This window comes from Kineococcus xinjiangensis, from assembly GCF_002934625.1.
In the GTDB taxonomy this organism is placed as follows: Bacteria; Actinomycetota; Actinomycetes; order Actinomycetales; family Kineococcaceae; genus Kineococcus_A; species Kineococcus_A xinjiangensis.
On record NZ_PTJD01000004.1, the window covers coordinates 58,329 to 76,198 of the forward strand.

At 74.2% G+C, this 17,870-nt stretch carries 13 protein-coding genes and 1 riboswitch; of the genes, 10 read left to right on the top strand and 3 right to left on the bottom strand.

Translation table 11 applies throughout. From position 1 onward, the window contains the following. Window positions 1-66: 66 nt before the first annotated feature. The 10 genes from CLV92_RS06845 to CLV92_RS06890 all read left to right on the top strand — a co-directional run bounded on the left by CLV92_RS06845 (window position 67) and on the right by CLV92_RS06890 (window position 14,644). Window positions 67-1,926 (top strand): DUF4012 domain-containing protein, encoded by a 1,860-nt coding sequence (locus CLV92_RS06845; RefSeq protein WP_146099440.1) that lies wholly within the window; start codon window positions 67-69, stop codon window positions 1,924-1,926. Window positions 1,927-2,071: 145 nt separating this feature from the next. Continuing rightward, on the top strand, window positions 2,072-2,632 hold the full coding sequence (locus tag CLV92_RS06850) for a hypothetical protein (RefSeq protein ID WP_104432078.1): 561 nt from the start codon (window positions 2,072-2,074) through the stop codon (window positions 2,630-2,632). Window positions 2,633-2,852: 220 nt separating this feature from the next. After that, on the top strand, window positions 2,853-3,890 hold the full coding sequence (locus CLV92_RS06855; RefSeq protein WP_158257156.1) for a glycosyltransferase family 2 protein: 1,038 nt from the start codon (window positions 2,853-2,855) through the stop codon (window positions 3,888-3,890). 252 nt (window positions 3,891-4,142) lie between these two features. Next, window positions 4,143-5,684 carry a hypothetical protein gene (locus CLV92_RS06860; protein ID WP_104432080.1) on the top strand — a complete coding sequence of 514 codons (1,542 nt, stop codon included), beginning with the start codon at window positions 4,143-4,145 and terminating at the stop codon, window positions 5,682-5,684. Between the two features lie 276 nt (window positions 5,685-5,960). Continuing rightward, window positions 5,961-6,800, top strand: a complete 840-nt coding sequence (locus CLV92_RS06865) for a polysaccharide lyase (RefSeq protein WP_104432081.1) — start codon at window positions 5,961-5,963, stop codon at window positions 6,798-6,800. Between the two features lie 612 nt (window positions 6,801-7,412). Continuing rightward, a riboswitch (cyclic di-GMP riboswitch) is annotated at window positions 7,413-7,487 on the top strand. Window positions 7,488-7,539: 52 nt separating this feature from the next. Further along, on the top strand, window positions 7,540-9,405 hold the full coding sequence (locus CLV92_RS06870; protein ID WP_146099441.1) for an NPCBM/NEW2 domain-containing protein: 1,866 nt from the start codon (window positions 7,540-7,542) through the stop codon (window positions 9,403-9,405). Window positions 9,406-9,482: 77 nt separating this feature from the next. After that, complete coding sequence (locus CLV92_RS06875) at window positions 9,483-10,622, top strand: glycosyltransferase (RefSeq protein WP_146099442.1); 1,140 nt, start codon at window positions 9,483-9,485, stop codon at window positions 10,620-10,622. Window positions 10,623-10,938: 316 nt separating this feature from the next. Continuing rightward, window positions 10,939-12,186 carry an O-antigen ligase family protein gene (locus CLV92_RS06880; protein WP_104432084.1) on the top strand — a complete coding sequence of 416 codons (1,248 nt, stop codon included), beginning with the start codon at window positions 10,939-10,941 and terminating at the stop codon, window positions 12,184-12,186. Further along, window positions 12,183-13,574, top strand: a complete 1,392-nt coding sequence (locus CLV92_RS06885; protein ID WP_104432085.1) for a lipopolysaccharide biosynthesis protein — start codon at window positions 12,183-12,185, stop codon at window positions 13,572-13,574. Before CLV92_RS06880 ends, CLV92_RS06885 begins: the two co-directional genes overlap by 4 nt. Window positions 13,575-13,600: 26 nt before the next feature. Further along, a complete protein-coding gene (locus CLV92_RS06890; protein ID WP_211290938.1) occupies window positions 13,601-14,644 on the top strand; it encodes a hypothetical protein in 1,044 nt (347 codons plus the stop codon). Between the two features lie 46 nt (window positions 14,645-14,690). On the opposite strand, the gene CLV92_RS06895 is transcribed toward CLV92_RS06890, so the two are convergent. The 3 genes from CLV92_RS06895 to CLV92_RS06905 all read right to left on the bottom strand — a co-directional run bounded on the left by CLV92_RS06895 (window position 14,691) and on the right by CLV92_RS06905 (window position 17,767). Next, window positions 14,691-15,797 (bottom strand): acyltransferase family protein, encoded by a 1,107-nt coding sequence (locus tag CLV92_RS06895; RefSeq protein ID WP_104432086.1) that lies wholly within the window; start codon window positions 15,795-15,797, stop codon window positions 14,691-14,693. A gap of 97 nt (window positions 15,798-15,894) precedes the next feature. Next, window positions 15,895-16,824: a glycosyltransferase gene (locus CLV92_RS06900; RefSeq protein WP_104432087.1), complete on the bottom strand. Its 930-nt coding sequence runs from the start codon at window positions 16,822-16,824 to the stop codon at window positions 15,895-15,897. 19 nt (window positions 16,825-16,843) lie between these two features. Beyond that, window positions 16,844-17,767, bottom strand: a complete 924-nt coding sequence (locus CLV92_RS06905) for a glycosyltransferase family 2 protein (protein WP_158257157.1) — start codon at window positions 17,765-17,767, stop codon at window positions 16,844-16,846. Window positions 17,768-17,870 lie beyond the last annotated feature (103 nt).

Sequence of the window (17,870 nt, forward strand, 5' to 3'; positions counted from 1 at the left end):
GGTCCCGGGCTCCGCGGCCTCGCGAGGACCCCTCCGGCGGAACGGGCTGCGCCTAGACTCGTGCCGATGGCCAGGCATCCGGACCCCTCCCCCGTGCAGCGCGACGACGACCGGCCCGCTGCGCGCGACGCGGCGGACGGGGACGCGCCGGACCCGTCGCCCGGGCCCGCCCGGCCCCGCGCGGGCCTGCGCCGCGGCCTCGGCCTCGGCCTCGGGGTCGTCGGCCTGCTGCTGCTCGCGGAGACGGCGGCGGTGGCCGTCAGCGGCGTCCAGGCGGGGCTCGCCCTGCAGCGGGTGGCCGACTCCGCCCCCGAACTGGTGGCGGACCTGCGCGAGCGCCGCTTCGACGAGGCCGGCCCCCTCGCGGAGTCGATGCGCGACGACGCGCGCGCCGCCGCCCGCGCCACGTCGCAGTGGCCCTACCGCCTCGCCGAGCAGGTGCCCTGGGTCGGGGACCAGTTGCGCGCCGTGGGCGCCGCGGCGACCGCCTCGGCCCTGCTGGCGGAGCCGCTGCCCGACCTGGTGCCCGCCGCGGAGGAGGTGCTCTCCGGCGACATCGTCTCCGCGGACCAGCGCGTGGACGTGGACTCGGTGCGCCGCCTGGTCCCGCTCGTGCAGGACCTCTCCCGCCGGACCGACGCGGCGACCGCGGAGCTGCAGGCGGCCCGCAGCGACTCCCTCGTGGAGCCGCTCTCCTCCCGGCTCGACCCGGCCGCGGAGCTGCTGGCGGAGGCCGCGCCGGCCCTGCGCACCGCGGCGCAGGTGCTGCCGCAGGTCCCCGCGATGCTCGGCGACCCGCAGCCGCGGACGTACCTCGTGGCCTTCACCAACCCCACGGAGATCCGGACGACGCAGGGGATGGTCGGCGCCTACGCCGTGGTGCGCCTGACGGGTGGGCAGGTGTCGCTGGAGCGCACGGGCACCGACGAGGACCTGACCGGCGTGCGCGCCGACCCGTCCGTGCTGGGCCCGGAGTTCACCGCGCTCTACGGCGACAAGCCGGCGCGGGTGCAGAACCTGACGATGGGCGCCGAGGCCGCCGACGCGGGCCGCCTCACGGCGGACCTGTGGGTCGCCGCCGGGGGCGAGCGGCCCGATGCGGTCGTCCTCCTGAGCCCGGTGGGCCTGGTGGAGCTGCTGAGCGGGCACGAGCCGCTCGACCTGGCCCCCTTCGGCCGGGTGGCGGTGGAGGACCTGCCCGCGGTGCTCATGTACGACGCGTACGTGCGCTACGAGGGGGACCAGGCCGCCCGCAAGCGCTTCCTCACGGTGGCCTCGGGCGCGGCGTTCGGCGCGGTGCTGGCGGACGGGCTGTCGGAGTCGAGCCTGCGGGGGGCCGCGGAGGCCGTCGAGCGCGGCCACCTGGCGGTGTGGAGCAGCCACCCGGAGGAGCAGGAGGCCCTCGTCGCGGCGGGCGTGGCCGGGGACCTGGGGCCGCAGCGGCCGTGGGCGCGCATCGGCCTGACCAACGCCGACGCCTCGAAGCTGAACTACTGGATGCAGCCGACCGTGGAGCTGTCGACCCCGTGCGCACCGGCGGGCGCCCGCGGCACGTCCACGCTCTCCATGACGCTGGAGAACCCGGTGCCGGCGGAGATCCCCAAGTACATGCGGAACTGGAACAGCGGCCCGGGGATCGGCCAGCGCACGGCGGTGACCATCGTCTCGCTCTACGTCCCGGCCGGGGTGGGGCTGTCGCAGGCGCGGGTGGACGGCGCCCCGGTGCCGGTGGCCTTCGACACCGAGCGCGGGTGGCAGCTGGTCCGCCTGACGGTCGCCGTGCCGCCCGACCGGCCACTGACGGTGACGTGGGACCTGGTGGGGCCGGCGGGGCTGATGCCGCGGGAGGTGCAGGCGCCGCCCACGGTGGCGGAGCCGGTGGTGCGCGTCGAGGCGTGCGACGAGGTCGAGGGCGGGCGGGAATGAGCTGGTTGGTCGCTTGAGGTAGCAACGTCTCGACGCAGAGTCACGCACCTGCCGCCATCGGTGCGGCTGGCTGGACGATCGCCGTGACTGTGCGTCATCCTTACCCCGACCTGGAAGATCCAGGATGAATCCGGGGGGATGCACCGTGCGCGTTGCCGCTACCACTGCCCGACTGCTCGCAGTCGGCGCCCTGTCCACCGCTGCCGTCGCGGGCCCGGTCCTCGTCGCCTCCGCGGCCGACCAGTACCCGCCGTCGACGCCGACGCCGTCCGTCACGCAGACCACGCCGCCGTCCAACCCGACGCCCTCGGCCACCACGCCGCCGGTCGTCGAGACCACGCCGCCGTCCAACCCGACGCCCTCGGCCACCACGCCGCCGGTCGTCGAGACCACGCCGCCGGTCGTCGAGACCACGCCGCCGTCCAACCCGACGCCCTCGGCGGTCGCGCCGCCGGTCGTCGAGACCACGCCGCCGGCGACCACCACGTCGCCGTCGAACCCCACGCCCTCCGCCGTGGCCCCGACCGCGACGGGCACCGCCACCGCCACGGTGCGCGCCGAGACCCCGGCCGCCGCGGGCAGCTCCGAGCAGCTCGCCTACACCGGCGCCGACGTCCTGCCGTGGGCGACCGCCGGTGCGGTCCTCGTCGTCGGTGGCGCGGTGCTGGTCGTGGCCGGGCGCCGTCGTCCCGGCCGCGAGCACTGATCCACCACCCCTGAGGCGCCCTGCGGCGCCACCCCGGAGCGGTTCGACAGCGGGAGCCGGACGGCATGCGCCGTCCGGCTCCCGCTGCATGCCGCCCGGGAGACCGCCCTCACGCCCAGCCCTATCCTGAGGCGACCCACCGATGTCGCCGGGCCGCTGCGGTGCCGGCGTGGACCGCCGGCTGTCCGGGCTTCGACGACCTGCGAGGAGCAACCCGCCGATGGCCAGTCCCCGACGCTTCACCATCCTCTGCGCGACGTACAACCAGGCGGACTACCTCGAGGAGATGCTGTCCAGCGCCCTGGCGCAGGACTTCGAGGACTTCGAGGTCGTGGTCGTCGACGACGGCTCGACCGACGCCACCCCCGAGGTCCTGCAGCGCGTGCTCGCGCAGGCACCCGCCGACGTGCGCGAGCGGGTCGTCGTCGAGCGCACCGCCAACGGCGGCCAGACGGCCGCGTACGAGCGCGGCTTCGCGCTCTCCAGCGGCGAGTACGTCTGCCTCCTGGACTCCGACGACCGCTTCCACCCCGGCAAGCTGCGCGAGCTCGACCGCGTCACGCGGGAGGACCCGGGCGCGGGCATGGTGATGCACCCGCTGTGCGTGATCGGCCCGACCGGCGCCCCGACCGGCATCGTGCGCCCGCAGGGCGCCGCCATGACGAACGGCGACGCGCGAGCGCAGATGCGCCGCAACGCCCGCCACGTCGCACCGGGCGCCTCGGGCCTGGTGTTCCGCCGCGACGTCATGGCGCAGATGTTCCCCGCGCCGACGAAGGGCTTCCCCTTCGCCGCGGACGCCTACCTCTCCTTCGGCGCGGCGTGCCTGGCGCCGGTGAGGGCCCTGTCCACTCCCCTGGCCGACTACCGCATGCAGCCGGGCGGGCAGTACCTGCGGCGGATGCTCTCCCCGGAGGGCCTGCGCCGGCAGCTGGAGTTCCAGGAGGTCGTCGCGGGGCACTTCGGCCTCGGCGAGGCGGCGCGGCGCAACTCCCTCTTCGCGCGCAACCGCTACGCCAGCGCGATGTACGAGGGCACCGGCCGCCGGCGCCTGCGGGAGTTCCGCGACCTCGAGGTCGCGGTGCTGACGGACCCCTTCTTCAGCCCCCGGCAGAAGGCCCTCCTGGGCGGTTTCTGGCTGACCACCCTGGTCGCCGGTCCCCGCCGGTTCCCGGCGCTGTGGGAGTGGTTCCAGCGCCGGCAGACGGGCTGGCACCGCATCGCCGCGCAGGCGGAGCGCAGCGGCGCCACGCAGTAGGGACCCGCGTTCCTGCACCGGAGGCTCACATCTGCGACCCGTTCGGACGAGTGACCCGGCCGCTGCCGCCGGTTACCCTTTCGCTGACGCTGGCGTCGGGCCGAGACGAGCCTGCCGGCGGGGACCGCCCACGGCGGTCCGTAACGAAAGCCAGCCCCCGCCGATGAGGTTGAGGTTGCGACCTCGCGCCCGGTGGACGGCGCGGGCTCGGCACGCGCGCGGCGGAATCAGTCGGATGACGGGATGTGACCAGTGATCGGCAGCTACACCTCCGTGCTGCGGCGTCGGGCGAGGGTGATCGCCCTCCTGACCGTGCTGCTGGCGTTGGCGGCCTTCCTCCTGCTGACGGCAGGAGGGCGCAACTACCACTCCACCGCGGTGATCCAGACCGGCAGCAACCTCGCCGCCCGCGTGGTGGGCCTGGACACGCCGTACGAGCCGACCGAGAGCCGCCTCGCCACGGAGGTGGAGTTCTTCTCCAGCGACATGGTGGCCGAGCGGGCGCAGCGGGCCCTCGCCGCGCAGGGCTGGACCGAGACGGCGCAGGAGCTGAGCGAGCGCGTGAGCGTCTCGCCGCGCGGCGTCTCCCCCCTGCTGGACGTGGTCGGCACCGCCAGCACCCCCGAGCGCGCCGAGCAGCTCACCAACGCCTTCGTCGAGGCCTACGTGACCCAGCGCCGCGAGTCGCAGCGCGAGTCCCTGCAGGCGGTCGTCAGTGACCTGCTGGCCGAGCAGGAGGACGCCGAGGCGGAGCTGAACGCCCTCGACGAGCCCTTCGGCCAGGCCCCCGCCGTGCAGCGCGACCGCGCCGCCGCGCAGTCCTGGTACGACACCGTCACCGACCGGATCGAGCAGGCACGCCTGCGGCTGTCCGTGGACACCAGCGGCGTGTCGGTCCTGGCCGCCGCGGCCCCGGCCGAGGTGGAGGAGGGACTCACCACCCGGACGGCCGTGCCCGTCGCGCTGGTGGCCGGCCTCCTCGGCGCCTGCGGGCTCGTGCTCCTCCTCGACCTGCTCCGCGACCCGGTCCGGACGCGGGACGAGGCGCAGAAGCTCCTCTCCGCCCCGATGCTCGGCGAGGTCCCCACGGGCCGTCGGGACCAGCCCGGCACCGTCGCCGCCGTGACCGACCCCTCCTCGCCCGTCGCGACGGGCGCCCGGGGCGTGCGGCTGCGCCTGGAGCGCCTGCTCCAGGGCGCGACCCCGCGGACCCTCGTGATGGTCGCCACGCCCACGGACGTCTCCGAGGCCACGCTCGTCGCCGCGGCCCTGGCGTCCACCTGGAGCCGCACCGGCTCCCGGGTCGCGGTCGTGTTCGACGCCGGCACCTCGGCGCGCACGACGGTCGAGGCGCTGGAGACCCTCGAGGACGAGGTCGTCCCGGTGGGCGCGAACCTCCGCGCCCACGCCACGCGCACCCCCGGCGTCTGGGTCGTCCCCGCCACGCGCGGGGCGGACGGCGAGGCCGGCTTCCTCGAGCAGACGTCGCCGGCGGCCGCGCTGGCCCAGCTGCACGAGGCCTTCGACGTGGTCCTCCTGGTGGACTCTCGCTCCGCGGCCCTGGACGCGGCCGCGATCGGCCACCTCGCCGACGCCACGGTCGCCGTCTGCGCACTGGGCCGGACGCCGGCCGGGCGCCTGCAGCGCCTGGGGCAGACGCTCGGTGACTACGGCGCCCAGATCGACGGCGTGGTCCTCACCAGCCCCGCGTCCCAGCACCGGCCCGGCGCCCCGCTGGAGAAGGTCGGCGAGACGGACAGCCGGCCGCAGACCCAGCAGCCCGTCGCCGGCTGACCCCGCCCGTCGCCGGCTGACCCGGCCCGTCGTCACCTGACCCGCCCGGTCGCCGCCACCTGGTCGCGACCACCCAGAACCCTCACAGCCGACCTGATCAGCACCCGGCGCCGGGAAACCGGCGCCGGGTGCTGATCAACTCCCGACCGCGCACCGGAGGGCAGAACCATCGACTCCCCGACCGAGACGTCGCCGACCGGCGCGGCCCGACCGGCGACACCGCCCGGGCGGCGCCGGTGGCCGGCCGTCGTCGCGGGTGCCGTCGCGCTCGTCCTCGTGGCGACGTGGCTGGCCGTCGGGGAGCGGATCACGGCGTGGCGCAACGCCCCCACGGTCCTGTGGTCGACGTCCTTCAGCCCCGAGCCCGACTCCACCTGGCAGGAGGAGGCCGGCGTCGTGGTGGCCAGCCGGACCAACGCCGAGGTGGTGGCGGACGGACCCGAGGGCCGCGACGACGTCCTGGAGGTCACGTTCGGCGAGGACGGGTCCCGCTGGGGGATGGACTACCGCCACTCCTTCGAGGCCATGGGCCTCGAACCGCGGGAGGAGGTCTGGTTCAGCTACGACGTGTACCTGGACGAGGACTTCGAGTTCATCGGCGACGGCAAGCTCGGCGGGCTCGCCGGGATGGGAGAGAGCGTCGAGCCGCTCGAGGTGTCCTCGGGGGGTGAGTACGACGAGCGCTCCTTCTCGGTCCGGGCGATGTGGCGCGAGAACCGCGGCGTCGTGATGTACCTGTACGCCCGGCACGGCGACGGCAAGGACTTCGACGACGAGGACAACTACGGCTACGGCATCTTCGAGGAGTTCACCAAGGCCGACGGCAGCACCGACGACGTGCTGCGACCCGGCACGTGGCAGCGCATCGAGCATCGGGTGAAGCTGAACACCCCGGGGCGCAACGACGGCGTCTACGAGATGTGGATCGACGGGCACAAGGGCGTGTCGGTCACCGACGTGCAGTACCGCACCGCCGAGCACCCCGACCTGGAGGTGAACGCGGTGCTCTCCTCCTGGTTCTTCGGTGGCGGCAAGGACCAGTTCCCGACCCGGGTGAACACCGCGTGGACCGACGACTGGGCCCTGACCGACGGGTACCTGGGCATCCGCGACTGAGCAGCCGCCCCGGAGGACCGCCCCAGGGGCCGTCGCAGGGGCCGCACCCGCTCGCGGAACGTGATCGAGGGCAGCCGCGGGACCGCTCCACCCGACCGGACGGTCGGTCGACGCCGCCGCGCGCCGTGACACCCGGACGGGCCTGCGGCGCAACGGGATGCGCCGCGGCGAGCAGCGCGCACCACTGACCCGGCGACGGCATCCCCGAGGACCTCCACGCGCTGGCGCGGGCACGGCCGGCGGGTGCTGTGAGGGCCTCGCGGAGACACCGTGACGCGGGGGTGTGCACGGACCACCCCCGCGCCTCCGCTAGGTTGCCGCGGTCTGGTCCAGGGCGCGGGGGGTGCCTTTCCAGGATGCACCCCGTTGTCGATCGTCGGCGCCTGCCGCCGGCGCGCCCGAGGAGGGCGCCCCTGTGCTGCCTACCCGAGTCCACGCTGCCCGCTGCCCCCGGTCCACCCGAGTGGCCCCCACCCACCACACGGCCCCGAGTGCGTCGTTACGCACAGTGACAGGGTCGTCCAGACGGGTGGCATCACATCGGGGGGGTCAAGACCCCGGGGGCCGTGCCGAAGCCTTCATTGGCGACAAGCGGTGCCTCTGCACCGCGCACATCGACAAGGGCAAACCCGTCGCGAGGCGGGGGCGCAAAGCCACGGAGCTCACCGAGCCAGCCGGGTTGCCGAAAGTGGGGCCGTGTCGCCGGGCTCCTCAGTCGGAAATCGGCATGGAGGACCCCATGAAGATCATTTCCCGCACCCCTTCCCGCATGGCAGTCAAGATCACGATGGCCATGGCCATCGCCCTGGGCGTGACCACCGGCGCCGTCCCCGGCGCCTCCCTCGGCGGGGCCGAGGTCGCACACGCCGCCGAGATCGGCACCCTCGGTGAGACCCTGCAGGACTACCTGGCCCGCGGCGCCGTCCAGGACGCCCCCAGCAACCTGACCTCCCCGGCCCGCGGCGTCTCCCGCATCCACCTGGACCAGGGCCAGATGAACGGCAACAAGGTGCGCGGCTTCATCTCCAGCGCCTCCGAGGCCACGCTCAGCTACCGCGTCTTCGTCCCCAAGGTCGTGCACGACACCGGCCTCGCCGTCGTCGACCTGAAGATGCCCGGCATGGCCGGCATCCCCTCGGGCAAGTCCCCCTGGTACGCCTCCGCCGGCGGCACCCTGCAGCCGGACTCGTTCTCCGTGCGGCTCCACGCCCGCAAGTCCAGCGCCTACAGCGTCGGACACCCGTGGTGGGACGCCTACATCTACGCCCCCTACGCCGGTGGCAAGACGTTCCGCGACTGGGGCATCCAGATCCCCATCACCAAGGGCCTCAACGGTGCCGGTGAGCGGATGCGGATCGTCAACGACCGCTGGTTCGACGTCAAGATCCGCATGAAGCTGAACACCCCGGGCGTCAACAACGGCGAGCTGGACATCTGGCTGGACGGTCAGCAGGGCATCAAGCTGCGCGACGTGCGCTGGCGCCCCTCGGGCCAGAACATCCCGATCAACCTGCTGATGGCCGACACCTTCTACAACCAGCCCGGCGCTCCGCGCGACGGCCACATCGACTTCGCGGACTTCCGCGTGACGCAGGGCCCCGAGGTCGCTCCGACCCCGACCCCGACGCCCACGCCCACCCCGACGCCGACCCCGACGCCCACGCCCACCCCGACCCCGACCCCGACCACGAGCACCTCCACCGTGTTCGTCTCGGACACCGCGTACCGCACGGTGCGCAACGGCTGGGGCCCGGTGGAGAAGGACCGCAGCAACGGTGAGTCGGCAGCCGGCGACGGCCGCACCCTGAAGATCGGCACCAGCTCCTACGCCAAGGGCCTGGGCGTGCACGCCGGCTCCGAGGTCGTCGTGCCCGTCAACGGCGCCAAGACCTTCAGCGCGCAGGTCGGCGTGGACGCCGAGGTCGGCACCTCCGGCTCCGTCGCCTTCCAGGTCTGGGCCGGCTCCACCAAGCTGGCCGACAGCGGCCTGCTGCGCGGCGGGCAGGCCCCCAAGGCCCTGACCGCCGACGTCACCGGCCGCTCGGAGATCCGCCTCGTCGTCACCGACGGCGGCAACGGCAACTCCAAGGACCACGGCGACTGGGCCGACGCCAAGCTCATCGGCCAGTCCACCACCGTCGCCCCCACGGCCCCGGCGCCCGCCCCGACGACGACCACCACCCGGTTCGTCTCGGACACCGCGTACCGCACGGTGCGCAACGGCTGGGGCCCGGTGGAGAAGGACCGCAGCAACGGTGAGCAGGCAGCCGGCGACGGCCGCACCCTGAAGATCGGCAGCGCCACCTGGGCCAAGGGCCTGGGCGTCCACGCCGGCTCCGAGGTCGTCGTGCCCGTCAACGGCGCCAAGACCTTCAGCGCGAAGGTCGGCGTGGACGGCGAGGTCGGCACCTCCGGTTCCGTCGTCTTCCAGGTCTGGGCCGGCTCCACCAAGCTGGTCGACAGCGGTCTGATGCGCGGCGGGCAGTCCGCCAAGACCCTCACCGCCGACGTCACCGGCCGCTCCGAGGTCCGCCTCGTCGTCACCGACGGCGGCGACGGCAACGCCAAGGACCACGGCGACTGGGCCGACGCCAAGCTCTCCTGACCCCTCCGCACGCACGAAGGCGCTGCGCCGGCACTCCGGCGCAGCGCCTTCGTGCGTGTGACACGATCCGTCCTGTGATGCACGAGGCAGCGACCGACGCGGTGGACCCCCGGGACGGACACGCCCCCGGTGCGGGGGGACGGCAGGTGTCGGTGTGCGTGCACAACGTCGACGGGGTGAACCCCTACGGGGCCGAGATCGCCTCGCTGCTGGACCGCGACGGCCTGCGGACCACGCTCGTCGACGCCGCCAACAGCGAGCACCCGCCCGCCTCCGGGGTGCGCTGGCGGCGCCTGCTGCCCGAGAGCTTCGGCACCACCTCCCACGGCAGGCAGCTCCTCTCGCTCATGCGCGGGCTGGGCGCCACGGCGTGGTCGAGCCTCGTGCGCCGCGACGTGGTCCTGGTGGCGTTCACGCGCTTCCCGCTGGAGGACCTCGTCCTCGCCGGGCTGGGCGCGCTGGGCCGGCCGGTGGTCGTCGTGGTGCACAACCCCGTGCCCCGGGAGGCCGAGTCGCGCCTGGCGCGCCTGGCCCGCAGGGCGCTGCTGCGCCGGGCCCGCGCGGCCGTGGTGCACGCGGAGCGGCTGCGCGAGCGCGTGGACCCGCTGGCCCGGGACCGGGTGCACGTCTGCCCGCACCCGCCGTACGTGCAGACCGTGCCGGCGGGCACGCCGGAACTCACCCTCGACCCCGGGCGGCAGTGGCTCGCCTTCGTCGGCGCCCTGCGCTGGGACAAGGGCGTCGAGTTCGTGCCCCGGGTCCTCGAGCGCATCCCCGAGGAGCAGCGCAGGAACCTCGGCCTCGTCGTCTGCGGACGCGGGCAGCTGCCCGAGGGCGAGTGGGAGCGCCTGCGCGGGCTGGGCGTCGCCGTCCTCGACATGACCTCCACCGCCCCGGTGCCGCAGAGCGCGTTCCTCGACGTGCTGCGCAACCGGCCCCTCGTGCTGGCCCCCTACGTGGCGGCGACCCAGAGCGGGACGGTCATCCTCGCCGTCTCCATGGGGTGCCGGGTTCTCGCGTTCGACGAGGGCGGCATCCCGGACGTCCTGACCGACGAGGGCCTGGTCCCCACGGGAGACGTCGAGGCCATGGCCCGCGCAGTGGTCGAGAACCGGGGCGGCGACGCGCGCGAACCCGTCGAGTCGTGGGCCCGCACCGCGTCCGCCGCCTGGGCGGACGTCGTGAAGGCAGTGGGCCGAACGGCTCATCACGCCTGAGCCCGAGGGGTGCGCGCGTTACAGTGTGAGCACAGGACGTGCTGCCTCGGATCCGTCGCACGCACCACGGCTCGCCCGTCCGGGACCGCTCCGCCCCACCCCTCGTGAGGGGTCCGCGGACGTGCCCGGCGGTGGTGTGGCCGTGGTCGTGCCAGCCCGGGGCCGCGGGCCATCGTGGGCGGCGGGGAACGACCCGGGTCCTCTCGACTGTGGAGAAAGGCAGGATCGCAGCGTGCTGCCCTCGGCGCGGTTGGGAACACCGCCGCACACCCTCCCCCCCGCGACGCCCGCCCCCAGCCGCAGGCAGGCCTCCCCGATGACGACCGCGGGTTCCGGGGGGACCGGGCGCCGCGAGGGACGCTGGGTCACCTGGTACGCGGTCGCCGTCCTGGTCCTGGGCGCCGGTGTGCTCGCGATCGTGGGGGGCTCGACGCAGAGCCTGGTGTTCGCCCTCTGGATGTGCGCCTACGCGGTGGCCGCCCTGGGCCTGCTCGACGACCTCTTCCGCTCGCGGCGCCCCTTCGCCGTCCCGCTCCCGCTCGCGGGCTTCGTGGCGCTCGCCGCGGCCTCGGTCCTGTGGACCGTCTCCCCCGAGCTGACGAACCGTCGCGCCCTGGGCATCGCGGGCACCGTCACCGTCGGGGTGTTCCTCGCGCACCGGCTGCGCCCGATCGACCTCCTCGACGCGCTGCGGCGCGCGGTCCTCATCATCGCCGTCGCCTCCCTCCTCCTCTACCTCAGCGGCTCGCCCCTGGCGCTGGACGAGGTGCACGGCACGCTGCGCGGGATCCTCATCACCAAGAACACGCTGGGGCGGATGCTCGCCTTCGGCATCCTGGCCGCCGTGGCGGTCGCCCTCCTCGACCGCGCCCGCAGGCGGCGGAGCGCGGTCAGCCTGCTGGTGATGCTGGGCGCGCTGGCCCTGACGGGATCGACGGGCGGGATGCTCACCGCGGCGGCCGCGCTGGGGGTGCTGGTGCCCGTCGCCCTCGCGACGCAGCGCCGCGCGCGGGCCGCGGTGCTGGGCGCCGGGCTGTTCGCGACCGCGACCGCCCTGGTCGTGGCACCGCGCCTCAGCCTCACCGGTGTCACCGGTGTCGTCGGGGAGGACGCGACGCTCACCGGGCGCACGGAGATCTGGGAGGCCTCGCTGCGGGCGCTGGCGGACCGGCCGCTGCTCGGCTACGGCTACGGCGCGTTCTGGCACGAGGACCTCGGTGCGGCCGCGTCCGACCACATCCGGGCGCGCCTGCAGTGGAACGTGCCCAACGCGCACAACGGGTTGCTGGACATCGCCCTCGACCTCGGGGTGGTGGGCGCCGCCCTCGCGGTCGCCCTGCTCGTGGGCGTGCTCGTGCGCGGCGTCCGCGACGTGTGGCAGGGACGCATCTCCGCCGGCTCCCTGCGGCTGGCGGTGCTGGCCGCCACGGTCGCCTCCAACCTGGCGGAGACGGGTCTGATGCAGCACAACGCGCTGCCGACCATCGTCCTCGTCGCGGCGCTCGCACTGCCGGATCCGCGTGCCCGCGGACTGCAGCCCCGCCCGGCCCCCGGACCCGCATGAGGCCGCTCCGCCTCCTCGCCGGGCGCATGTCGGGCCTGGCGCGGGGCCGCAGCGGCCGTGCCACGTCGTGGGCGATGCTCGGCCAGATCACCGCGATCGTCGCCTCCACCGCGAACTTCCTGCTGCTGGCCAGGCTCGTGGGGCCGGCGGAGTACGGCCTCGTCGCGGGCACGTGGGCGCTGGTGCTGGCGCTCTCGCCCATCGCCACGCTGGGCTCGGACCGCCTCCTCATCCGCGACGTCGGCGCTTCCCGCACCACCCCGGGGCAGGCGCTCGGGGCGGCACTGCTGACCGCCGCCGTCGGCTGGCTGGTCGTCGTGGGCGGGCTCGCGGCGCTGCACTCCCTCCTGCTGCCCCAGACGCCGCTGCTGCTGCTGCTGGCCCTGGCGCTCGCCGACGTCGTCGCCCTGGGCGTGTCCGTGCTGGTCACGGCGCTGTGCTTCGCCTCCGGCAACGCGCGGGCGGCGGGCATCTCCTCCATCGTGGTCAACGCCACGAAGCTCCTCGCGGTGGTCACCTTCGCCCTCACCGGCAGCGGCGACCCCGTCACGTGGGCGATGATCTACGCCGGCTACGCGCTCGTGTCCGCGGCGGGTCAGCTGACGTTCGCGCTGTGGCGCTTCGGCCGCCCGACGGTGCGCGGGTACCGCTTCACGCAGCGGGTCCGCGAGGGCCTGCCGTACAGCGGCAACGTCGTGGCGATGGTCGTGCAGAACGACGCGGACAAGACGCTGCTGGTGCGCAACGGCCTCACCGTGGAGGCCGGCCACTACAGCGTCGCCTACCGCCTGGCGTCGATGGCGTACCTGCCGGTGCTGGCGGTGCTGCAGGTGATGCTCCCCCGCTTCTTCGCAGCAGGGGAGGACGGTGGCATCAGAGCGACCGCGGCGTTCGCGCGGCGGCTGGTGAAGCCGCTGCTGGCCTACGCCGTCTTCGCGACGCTCGCGCTGCTGGTGTGCGCCCCGCTCGTCCCCCTCGTCGTCGGGGAGCAGTACCGCGGGTCCGTCCCGCTGCTCATGCTGCTCGCCCCGCTCGTCATCGTGAAGGTCGTGCAGTCGGTGACCGGCGACGTGCTGACCGGCGCCGGCAAGCAGCACGTCCGCACGATGTGCGTCGGGGCGACCGCGGCGACGAACGTGGCGGCCAACCTGGTGCTCATCCCCGTCATGGGCGTCTCCGGGGCCCTCGTGGCGACGTTCCTCGCCGAGGTGCTCCAGGCGGTCCTCCTGCTCCTCGCGGTGCGCCGGAACCTGCGCGCGGCTCCCCCCGCGAAGGACGCCGGAGCAGCACCGGAAGGCTCCCCCGTGGGAGCGCCCACCGGAACCGGTCAGGCCGGCCCCGTCCCGCAGCCGCACCCCGCGGGCGGTGCGCAGGGTCCGGGCCAGTAGGAACAGTCGTCGATTTGGAGGCCCGCGTGCATCCCGTCACGTTCGAGATCACGGTTTCGCCCACGGACTGGCGCCACGCCGTCCACGTGCTGCCCCACCAGCTGCGGCAGTGGGCGGGGCAGGTGGACGACGTCCAGTTCACGCTCAACCTGCAGCAGCGCCAGGGCAGGTACGGCGCCGCCGCCCAGCAGGGCCTCACCGTCCTGCAGGACCTGCTCGCCGACCTGTGCAGCCGGTACCCGAACGCGCACGTCCGGGAGGTGGACTACTCCCCCGCCATGCAGGCGGAGGTCAGCGAGCGCTTCTTCGACGGGCGGCCTGTGCCGCTGAAGAACCACGACGGCGGCCCGTTCTACTCGTACTTCTTCGGCTGGCACGCCGCGAAGCACGACATGGTGCTGCACACCGACTCCGACATGCTCTTCGGCGGGGGCAGTCAGACCTGGGTGGGCGAGGCGCTCGACGTGCTGCGCACGAACCCCGACATCCTGTGCACCGCTCCCCTGCCGGGGCCCCCCACTCCCGACGGCGAGTTCCCCGAGCGCATCCGCGCCCAGCACACGGCGATGGGCGGGCCGCCCCGGCGGGCGGAGATCGGCTCGCTGGGGTACCGCCTGCACGGGTGCAGCACCCGCCTGTGGCTGTTCGACCGCACCACGCTCGGCCGGCGGCTGGGCGGGATGCCCCTGGAGGGACCCCGGCTGCGCAGCAACCTGCGGGCGCGGGTGGAGGGCAACCCCCCCTTCGAGCTGCCCGAGAAGAGCATGAGCCGGCGGATGAACCAGCTCGGGCTCTCGCGCATCGACTTCCTCGGCAGCGACCCCGGCATGTGGAGCCTGCACCCGCCGATGCGCTCGGAGCTCTTCTACGCCGAGCTGCCCGCCCTGGTGGCTCGCGTGGAGGCGGGCGACCTGCCCCCGGAGCAGCTGGGCGACTACGACGTCAACGACAGCCTCGTCGACTGGACCAGCGCGCGGGAGGCCCTGCGCCAGCAGACGTGGTCCAAGCGGCTTGCCCGGCGTGCGAAGGCGTCGGCGAGCGGTCGCCTGAGGGCGCGCGCGCGCTCCTGAGCACGGCACCGCACCGGGTCCCCGTCGACCCGGTGCGGGCCCACGCTCAGTGCGGCGCCGGGCCCGTCGGCGCGGCGGGCTCGACCGCACCCGGGGTCGGGCGTCCCCGCTGCTGCTGCGGGAGGCGAGGTCCGCTCGAACGCCGCGGCCGTTGCCCCAGGACCGCCAGGCTGACCAGAGCGAAGCGCCCGAACACCAGCTCGAAGACCACCGGGGCCGCCAGCCCCGCGGCCAGGCTCAGCACGAACAGCACCGCGGTGTCCTCCAGCCCGAGCAGTCGCTGAGCGGTGATCCGCGCGCCGGCGGTGCCGAAGACGTGCAGCAGGTAGATGCCGTAGGAGAAGCCGCCCAGCCACATGAGCGCCCTGGAGCGCAGCCGGTGGCGGACGGCGAGCAGCAGCACGATGCCGAGCACGCCGACGGCGAGGCTGAGGGCCCGCAGCGCGGACTCCGACTCCGGCTCGCCGCTGACGATGGTGGTGAGGCGCAGGGCGTACAGCGGCAGGAACAGGACGACGGCGCCGAGGACGAGACGCGGGGTGAGCAGCCGGTCGCCGTGGCGGTGCAGGCCGTAACCCAGGAGGAAGAAGGGCAGGAGCCGCAGCGCGCCGCCGACGCTGAAGACGTTGACGGCGGCAGGCACGTCGACGAGGACGTGCACGACGACGGCGACAGCGAGGGCCGCCGCCCAGCCCCGCACCGACCTCAGGACGCCGTACGCGTCCAGGATCCCGACGGCCACGAAGATGAGGAACACCGCCTGCACGAACCAGAGGTGCTGGTAGCCGTAGACGTAGGCCTGCCAGATGTCACCCAGGTCCGTCCGGGTGTTGGTCCCGGGGACGACGTGCTGCACGAGGAAGAACGCCGTGGCGACGACGACGAACGGGACGAGCAGCCGTCGCGCCTTGCCGCGCACCAGCGGCCGGATCCCGGCCGGCGCGAACAGGGGCCGGTGCGCGTACACGTAGCCGGAGATCGCGGAGAACAGGGGCATCCGCAGGTCCTCCAGCGCGCGGTAGGAGAACCGCCAGAGGGAGTCCTCCGGGACCCGCAGCCCGTAGGCGGAGTCCGAGCCGATGACGTGGCCGGCCACCATCAGCACGATGGCGATCCCTCTGAGCGATTCGATCCCGACGTCCTTGCGCGCCATGTACCGTCTCCTGTGGTCGTCCGCTCAACTACGACCGGCAGGGTAGCCGGGTCCGGAGGCGCTCCAGACCACGGCCCGACGAGCAGGGAAGCGTCCCTCAGTCCCGGGGACCGGGCGGAACCAGGTCCTCGCTGCTGAGTTCACCGGCCTCCCGGCACACGACGCCGTCCAGGCGCCGCAACGCCTCCAGCGTCTCGAGCTGGTGGTCGTCGACGTGCTCACCGCGCGAGGCGCGCCGGGGGACGACGACGGGGCGGGCCCCGAGTTCGAGCAGCCGGATGACCGAACCGACGCCGGCGTGGGTGACCACCGTCGTCGCCTCCCGCGCCAGCCGGTCGAACTCCTCGCTGGAGACGTGCTCCAGCACGGTGCCGGGCAGGTCCGTGCGCCGCGTCGAGCCGAGCTGCCAGGTCACCTCCGCATCCGCGGGGAGCACGGCCTTCACCCGGTCGACCAGGGCGTCGAAGCGGTAGGGCCGGATCGTTCCGACGGTGACGAAGATCCGCGGCGGGCCCGGCGGGAGTTCCCGGCGCTCCCCCGCCCTGAAGGAGTCGGCGATCGAGACGTCGAAGCGCCACCGCCGGCCGACCCACTGCTCGTGCTGGGTGTAGAGCCGCACGGAGGGCACGCGTTGCAGGATCCTGCCGGTCAGCGAGGGGCCCGAGAAGCGGGAGACGCTCTCGACGTAGTGCGCCTCGCAGCGGAAGAGGCGTGCGACGAGGAGGGCCGGAACCGCCACCGCGGCGCCGGTGCTCACGACCGCGTCGAAGCGCTCGCGGCGCAGCAGGCGCACGAACGTCGGCAGCGCCCGCAGCACACCCCCCAGGCTCCGCGGGGCGACGTAGGGGACGTGGGTGACCGTTCGGTCGCCGAGCAGCGAGCGGCTCTGGTCGTGGTCGAACGTCACCCAGTGCGAGTCGGGACGAGCCTCGATCAGCTTGCTGATCAGCATCAGTTCCGCGAGGTGCCCACCGGTGGACGCGACGAGGAGCAGCCGGCTGCGCCGGGGCAGGACCTGAGGATCCATGGAGAGCGGGCCGCCCGGCTCAGAGGTCGAGGCGCCGGTAGCGCAGCGAGCCGGTCACGTGACCCGCCGCCTGCCCCGCGGCGCTGAGGAACTCGTAGACGTCGTAGCCGTCGCGCACCCGCACCAGTCGCGCCAGCAGGCGGCCGTAGGTGCCGACCCCCATGGCGCGCAGCCTGGTCCGCCGGGGCATGCCGTACTGCTCCGCCCGCTGCGCCGCAGCGACCTCGGAGACGCCCCAGCGGTAGCGCTGCCGCATGGCCTGGCGCGCCGACGGCCGCAGGCGGTAGTGCACGATCGCGTCGGGCGCGGCGGCGATCTCGAACCCGGCGGCGTAGGCGCGGAAGCACCACTCGTTGTTCGCCCCGAACAGCAGCTCCGGGTCGAAACCCCCGATGGTCTCGGGAACCTCGCGGCGGAAGCCCAGCGTGCCCGCCGGGGCGAACGTCCACCCCTGGTGCCGAAACGGCCACCGGGAGGCGTCGTCGGCCGGCTTCCCGCGCAGTTGCGGGAAGCGGTCGGCGTTGATGCTGCGGCTGTCCCAGATGGCGGTGACCATCGCCGAGGAGTCGAGGGCCGCGGACATCGCGGCGACGTAGCCGGGGTTCACCGTGTCGTCGGCGTCGAGGAAGACGGTCTTCGCCGCGGCGGACTCGACCATGCACACGTTGCGGGCGTTGGAGTCGTACCCGGCGCTCTCGCACTCGACGATCCTCGTCGGCAACCCGCGGGAGGCCTCCCGGGCGATCTCGACGGAGTCGTCGTGCGTGGCGTTGGAGACCAGGAGCAGCTCGAAGCGCGGCGCCCCGCGCTGGTGCTGCAGCGAGGTGACGGTCTCCCCGAGCGTGTCGCGGTTGCTCGCGAAGCACACGGTCACGGTGATGTCGAAGTCACCGGCCGCCGCTTCGTGCTCCGGCGACCGGTACAACTCGCGGACAGTGCCCACGACAGGAACGTGCACGGTCCCCTCCACGGGCCGAGCATACAAGGCGGGACTCGCGCGCCCGGCCGGGATCCTCCACCCGGCCCAGCGCGGGTTCGCCGGGTGA